The organism is Streptomyces odonnellii (assembly GCF_000981895.1).
In the GTDB taxonomy this organism is placed as follows: Bacteria; Actinomycetota; Actinomycetes; order Streptomycetales; family Streptomycetaceae; genus Streptomyces; species Streptomyces odonnellii.
Genome location: NZ_LATD01000470.1, coordinates 1 through 4,441, shown reverse-complemented (window position 1 = coordinate 4,441; position 4,441 = coordinate 1). Strand labels below are relative to the sequence as shown.

4 protein-coding genes and 1 pseudogene are annotated in these 4,441 nt (G+C 69.4%); 1 reads left to right on the top strand and 4 read right to left on the bottom strand.

The window, feature by feature from the left end:
• Window positions 1-362: 362 nt before the first annotated feature.
• Window positions 363-1,358 carry an aldo/keto reductase gene (locus WH07_RS33270; RefSeq protein WP_046508429.1) on the top strand — a complete coding sequence of 332 codons (996 nt, stop codon included), beginning with the start codon at window positions 363-365 and terminating at the stop codon, window positions 1,356-1,358.
• A 156-nt stretch (window positions 1,359-1,514) separates the two neighbouring features.
• Here the strand turns inward: WH07_RS33270 and WH07_RS33265 are convergent, their stop codons facing one another.
• The 4 genes and pseudogenes from WH07_RS33265 to WH07_RS33250 all read right to left on the bottom strand — a co-directional run.
• Complete coding sequence (locus WH07_RS33265) at window positions 1,515-2,087, bottom strand: dihydrofolate reductase family protein (RefSeq protein ID WP_046508427.1); 573 nt, start codon at window positions 2,085-2,087, stop codon at window positions 1,515-1,517.
• A gap of 136 nt (window positions 2,088-2,223) precedes the next feature.
• Window positions 2,224-2,568, bottom strand: a complete 345-nt coding sequence (locus tag WH07_RS33260; protein ID WP_046508425.1) for a DUF397 domain-containing protein — start codon at window positions 2,566-2,568, stop codon at window positions 2,224-2,226.
• Window positions 2,528-3,376, bottom strand: coding sequence for a helix-turn-helix domain-containing protein (locus WH07_RS33255; RefSeq protein WP_046508423.1), 849 nt, complete (start codon window positions 3,374-3,376; stop codon window positions 2,528-2,530). The genes WH07_RS33260 and WH07_RS33255 overlap by 41 nt, the downstream gene beginning before the upstream one ends.
• A gap of 170 nt (window positions 3,377-3,546) precedes the next feature.
• Window positions 3,547-4,441 (bottom strand): annotated as a pseudogene (locus WH07_RS33250) (PhzF family phenazine biosynthesis protein); the annotation flags it as partial.

The window sequence follows — 4,441 nt, the reverse complement described above, 5'->3', positions numbered from 1 at the left end:
GACCCCGACCTCAACCCCCACCCCGGTCACGGCTTACGGAGCGTCGATCCCGTCGTGCGGAGGCCGGGCTCGGGTACGTCGGGCTCGGGCACGCCGGGGACGGAGGCGCGGCCGGTCGGACGCCGGGCGTTCGCGACGAGCGCGGGCGCGATCCGGGAACCGTCCGAGTGACCTGTCAGGGCGGAAGCCCCCGGACCGCGCTGCCCGCCGGCTCCCGTCCTCTCCCGCCGGCTCCCCTCGGCTCTCAACTCCCCGCCGATTGGCCGGATTTGGGTGCCGGGGGCCCGCGGTACCAGCCATTCGGCCACCCCCGCCCCGCCCGGCTTGCCTTGGAGTGTGCTTCAACTCCTACCGTTCGCCCCATGACCACCTTGGAGAGCAGGACTCTCGGACAGAGCGGTATCACCGTCGGCCCCCTCGGCTTCGGCTGCTGGGCCATCGGGGGCGAGTGGCAGGACACCGCGGGCAATCCCCTGGGCTGGGGCAAGGTCGACGACGACGAGTCCGTCGCCGCGCTCCACCGCGCCCTCGACCTCGGCATCACCTTCTTCGACACCGCCGATGTGTACGGCGCGGGCCACAGCGAACGCGTCCTCGGGCGCGCACTGCGGGGGCGGCGGGACGAGGCCGTCATCGCCACCAAGTGGGGCAACCTTTTTGACGAGTCCACCCGTACCCTCACCGGCTCCGACGCCACCCCCGCGTACGCCCGGCAGGCCCTCACCGCCTCCCTGGCCCGCCTCGGCACCGACTACATCGACCTCTACCAGCTCCACCTCTCCGACGCGTCGCCGGAGTCGGCCGCCGAACTCCGGGACGCCTGCGAGGAGTTCGTACGGGAAGGCCTGATCCGTACGTACGCGTGGTCCACCGACGACCCCGAGCGGGCGGGCGTTTTCGCCGAAGGCGAGCACTGCGTGGCCGTGCAGCACGCCTGCAATGTGCTGGAGGACGCGCCGGAGATGCTCGCGCTGTGCGAGGACCGGGGTCTGGCGAGTGTGAACCGCAGCCCGCTGGCGATGGGCCTGCTCACCGGCAAGCACGGTTCCGGCAGCCGGGGCACCACCGGTGACATCCGGGCCGTACCGCCGTCGTGGCTGCGGTGGTTCGGGGAGGGCGGGGTGCCCGCGCCGGAGTGGGCGGCGCGTGTGGACGCCGTACGGTCCGTCCTCACCAGCGACGGCCGCACCCTGGCACAGGGCGCCCTCGCCTGGCTCTGGGCGCGCAGCCCGCAGACGGTGCCGATCCCCGGGTTCCGCTCGGTCGCCCAGGCCGAGGAGAACGCGGGGGCGCGTGCGTACGGCCCGCTCAGCGCCGAGCAGTTGGCGGAGATCCGGACGGCCCTGACGGCCGACTAGACCGGCCGGACCGGACAGTCGGACTCGACCGGTCCGGCCGGCCGGACCGGTCCGGCGGTCGGGGTTCGCAAGGGGAGCCCCGGCCGACGGACCGGCCGGTCGTGTCACCAGCCGGTCGCGCGGGAGCCCGTAGCCCTGAACAGCCCTGTAGCCGCTTCAGCGGACGACGTCGAAGACGTTCTTCTGGATGCCGTTGGCGTACGCCTCGTACTCGACCAGCTTCAGCTTCTGCGTGTCCTTGTCCGTGGCGCTGAACAGACGCTTGCCCGCGCCGAGCAGCAGCGGGAAGACGAGCAGGTGATACCGGTCGATCAGACCGGCGTCCGAAAGGCTGTGGTTCAGGGCGACACTGCCCTGAACGATGATCGGGCCGCCCTCGGTCTCCTTCAGCGCCGCGACCTCGTCCAGCGACCGCAGGATCGTGGTCTCGCCCCAGTTCGACGCCAGCTTGTCCTCGGTGAGGGTGGTGGAGACGACGTACTTCGGCATCGCGTTGTACTCGGGGAACTCCGCCATGTCCGGCCACACCTGGCTGAACCCCTCGTAGCTGACCCGGCCCAGCAGCATCGCTGCCGCTTCCTGCTGCTCCCGGCCCTTGATCTCGTAGGCCTCAAGGAGGAAATCGACCTCTTTGAAGGTCCATCCGGAGTTCCGGTAGCCGGGTTCGCCGCCCGGTGCCTCCATGACGCCGTCGAGCGAGACGAAGGCTGTGCTGATCAGAGTGCGCATCTGAGGTTCCTCGGTGATCGGGTCTGGGTCTGAGCCGGTCGGCGCGCGCCGCGACCACACGCGTGGCCGCAGCGCACCAACCGTCATCTATGACCGTGGATCACCGAGAAACTCATCGGTCATTCCCACAAATGTTCTAGACCGAGGCGCGGATGTGGGCGGTGAAGGTGGTGAAGGCGCCGGCGGTGACGGTGAAGACCGGGCCTTCGGGGTTCTTCGAGTCGCGAACGGCGACGGCGGCGGTGCAGGCGGCGACCTCGACGCAGTTGCCGCCGGTGTCGGTGCTGTGTGTGGACTTGTGCCAGGCGGCGGCGCCGACCGTGGTGCACTCGACGCACTCGCCCCCGGTGCTACCGCTGTGACTGGACTTGTGCCAGGCGGCGCCTGCGAGCGGTGTGCATTCGACGCAGTCGCCGCCAGCGCTGCCGCTGTAGCTCGACTTACGCCAGTGCGCCCCCGTCAGGTACGGGTTGCTCCCCATAACGCTCCTCCATTACGCGGGCGATCAGTGCCGCCGAGTCCTTGATGGAGAAGGCGGCTGCCTGCAAGTGATGGTAACGGAGTGAACGGGCCCTGGCAGCTTGCGGATCGGCCGTCGCATGGCCCGTCCCGCAGTCCTCGCTGTACGCGATGTCAGGGTCGTCGTCGAAGCGGAGAATGTTGAAGGAGCCCTGGAGACCGGCGTGCTCTCCGGCCGCAAGAGGCAGGATCTGGATCTGGACCCACTCCTTGTCCTTGAAGGACAGCAGATGGGCGAGTTGGTTCCGCATGACCTCACGACCGCCGATCGGCCGCAACAGCACCGCCTCGTCCAGCACGACCCAGACGAGCGGCGGAATCATGCGCTTCAGCACCTGCTTGCGGTTCATCCGCGCCGCGACCAGATCTTCCAGGTCGTCGATCCACTCGGTGGCCAGCACCGCCCGTGCGTACTCTTCGGTCTGGAGCAGGCCGTACACCACCTGTGCCTGGAAGGTGCTGATGTGTGTTGCCTTCGCTTCCATGTCTGCGTACTGCTGGAACCACGACGGCAGTTGGCTCTTCAGCACCAGCGGCAGCAACCGGGTGAAGCTGCCACCAGTACCCAGCGCCGCGTCAACCGACTCGGAGAACTGACGCGTTGGCAGCTTATGCATCGTCTCGACCTGGCCGACCAGTGAGCCCGTACAGAAGATGATCTCCCCGAGCTGCCTCTGGTTGAGTCCGGCCGCTTCACGCAGTCGCCGTAGCTCACTGCCGAAGTAGGCGAGGGGAGAAGCGCTCGGGTCCAGTTCGCGGGTGTTCTTCAAGGCAGCCTCCAACGGCAGGAATGGTTCTCCGTGGTTGGTAGCCCAGAGTAGTTGTTCAGTCGCGCTCCGGGGGCTGAAACATCCAACGCGAGCGGGAGTTGGCCCGCCAGGGCGGTAAGTACCCTCCCCACGCGATAGGTTGAGCCTCACTCTCAGTGATTGCCGGGCGCTCAGGCCCCGTCCGGGATACGGGCGCCCGTACCGCTCACCCGTACGCGCGCATCGCCCTCCCGTAGCTCCACCGTCAGGACGCCCGGCCGTCCCATGTCGTCGCCCTGGTGCAGGGTGAGGACCGACTCCTCGGCGACGAGGCCGAGTTCACGGGCGTACGCGCCGAAAGCCGCCGCCGCGGCGCCCGTCGCCGGGTCCTCGACCACACCGCCCACCGGGAACGGGTCGCGGACATGGAAGACGGTCGGCGACTCGCGCCAGACGAGCTGAAGGGTTGTCAGATCCAGTCGCCGCATGAACGTTTCGAGCCGCTGGAAGTCGTACGAGAGATCCGCGAGCCGTTCCCGGCTCTTGGTGGCCAGGACCAGGTGACGGGCGCCCGCGAAGGCGATACGGGGCGGCAGGGCCGGGTCGAGATCAGTGGCGGGCCAGTCGAGCGCGGCGAGAGCTTCACGTACGTCCGGCTCGTCCGCGTCCGCGACGTACGGTACGACGCTGGTGAGCGTGGCGCGTGGTGCGCCGTCCTCGCCGTCGCTGGCTGTGACCGTCACCGGTACGGTCCCGGCGCGGGTCTAAGACCAGGTCGCCGGGGCCCAGGCGCTCGGCCAGTGCGACGGCGGTGGCGACCGTGGCGTGTCCGCAGAAGGGGACCTCGGCCTTGGGACTGAAGTACCGGACGGTGAAGGCGCGGCCACGACCCGGTCCGTCGAGACCCTCCGGCGGCGCAGTCAGGAAGGCGGTCTCGCTGTACCCGACCTCCGCGGCGATCGCGAGCATCTCGTCGTCCCCGAGCCCGGACGCGTCCAGGACGACACCGGCCGGATTGCCGCCGTCGGGGTCGGCCGAGAAGGCGGTGTAGCGGAGGACCTCGGCGGGGGCGGTACGACGGCCGGG